This window comes from Flavobacterium degerlachei (assembly GCF_900106645.1).
GTDB classification, from domain to species: Bacteria; Bacteroidota; Bacteroidia; order Flavobacteriales; family Flavobacteriaceae; genus Flavobacterium; species Flavobacterium degerlachei.
Genome location: NZ_FNMV01000034.1, coordinates 1 through 1,394, shown reverse-complemented (window position 1 = coordinate 1,394; position 1,394 = coordinate 1). Strand labels below are relative to the sequence as shown.

2 protein-coding genes are annotated in these 1,394 nt (G+C 32.6%); both read left to right on the top strand.

Annotation, left to right across the window (positions count from 1 at the left end; all coding sequences use genetic code 11):
• Positions 1-68: 68 nt before the first annotated feature.
• Positions 69-416, top strand: coding sequence for an ISAon1 family transposase N-terminal region protein (locus BLV91_RS16765; protein ID WP_091435358.1), 348 nt, complete (start codon positions 69-71; stop codon positions 414-416).
• Positions 409-1,392, top strand: a complete 984-nt coding sequence (locus BLV91_RS16760; RefSeq protein ID WP_091435356.1) for an ISAon1 family transposase — start codon at positions 409-411, stop codon at positions 1,390-1,392. Before BLV91_RS16765 ends, BLV91_RS16760 begins: the two co-directional genes overlap by 8 nt.
• Positions 1,393-1,394: the final 2 nt, after the last annotated feature.

The window sequence follows — 1,394 nt, the reverse complement described above, 5'->3', positions numbered from 1 at the left end:
GGATCAGGAACAAAACCTGGGGAGGATTTAATAAAAATATAGATATTTGCAGAGCAAAACAATAATAAATGGATTCATTCGAGCTTTTAAAATTTGTGCTTCCTGATTTTCTAATAGATAACTTTGAAATAATTTCTGCTCTCAATTCTGAGGAAAACCTACATCTCTATTTTGAAGAAAAATCAAAACCTCCAAAAGAGTTTGATTCTTTGGAATTAGTATCCAAAGGATTTTTGAATGAAATCACAATTCAAGATTTCCCACTTAGAGGTAAGTTTGTCTATTTACACATTAAACGTCGTCGTTGGACAAATAAAACCAATGGTGAAATAGTTAAAAGAGACTGGCAGTTAGTAGCTAAGGGAACACGTATGACGCAAGAGTTTGCGGCTTTTTTAAAAGAAATTAATAGATAACACCGCTATTAATTGTAGCACCATTGGAGGTTTCTTTGGTGTTAACGGTAAAAAACTCCAAAGGCAATACAAAAAACACTTAAGTTCTTTTAGTACTTGGGAACCTAGAAAACATGCCCATCAATGGATTATTTACCCTCAAAACATAGGAACTCATCTCGCTATCGACGAAGTTGCCTTATCTCAAGGAGAACTTTATACTATTGTTACCAATAAAAAAGCCAAAGGCAAAAAAGGATCGTTAGTTGCTATAGTTGCTGGTACTAAAACAGAACAGGTGATAGAACAAGTCAGTAAAATCGACTCTAAAAAAAGGCAGGCAGTTATAGAAATCACTCTTGATATGGCTAATTCTATGAAGTTGATAGCTAAAAAATGTTTTCCAAAAGCCATACAAGTAACAGATCGTTTCCATGTACAGAAATTAGTCTTAGAAGCTTTACAAGAAATTAGAATCAAGCACCGATGGCAAGCAATGGACAGAGAGAATCAATCGATACTACAAGCTAAGTCAGAAAACAAAATACATACTCCCCAACTTTTAAACAATGGAGATACTGTAAAACAATTATTAGCTAGAAGTCGCTATTTACTATATAAATCAAAAGAAAAGTGGACGGACAGCCAAGAAGAAAGAGCACAACTCCTATTTGAATTATATCCTGATATAAAAACAGCTTATGCTTTATCTCAACAAATAAGAGCTATTTACAACAGCAAAAACGATAAAAATGTCGTTATGTTGAAATTAGCACATTGGTATAGAAAAGTAGAAGAATCGGGGTTTAAAAACTTCAATATTGTCCTTAATACAATAACAGTTAATTATCAATCAATACTAAACTACTTTGATAATCGAAGCACGAATGCTTCAGCGGAATCTTTCAATGCAAAAATTAAAGCTTTTAGATCGCAATTTAGAGGCGTTAGAAAAATTGATTTCTTCTTGTTTAGATTATCTAATCTTTTTGCTTAATC

What these genes read in the sequence shown, in the direction of transcription:
- BLV91_RS16765 (WP_091435358.1), top strand. Translation starts at nt 69, where the DNA reads ATGGATTCATTCGAGCTTTTAAAATTTGTGCTTCCTGATTTTCTAATA.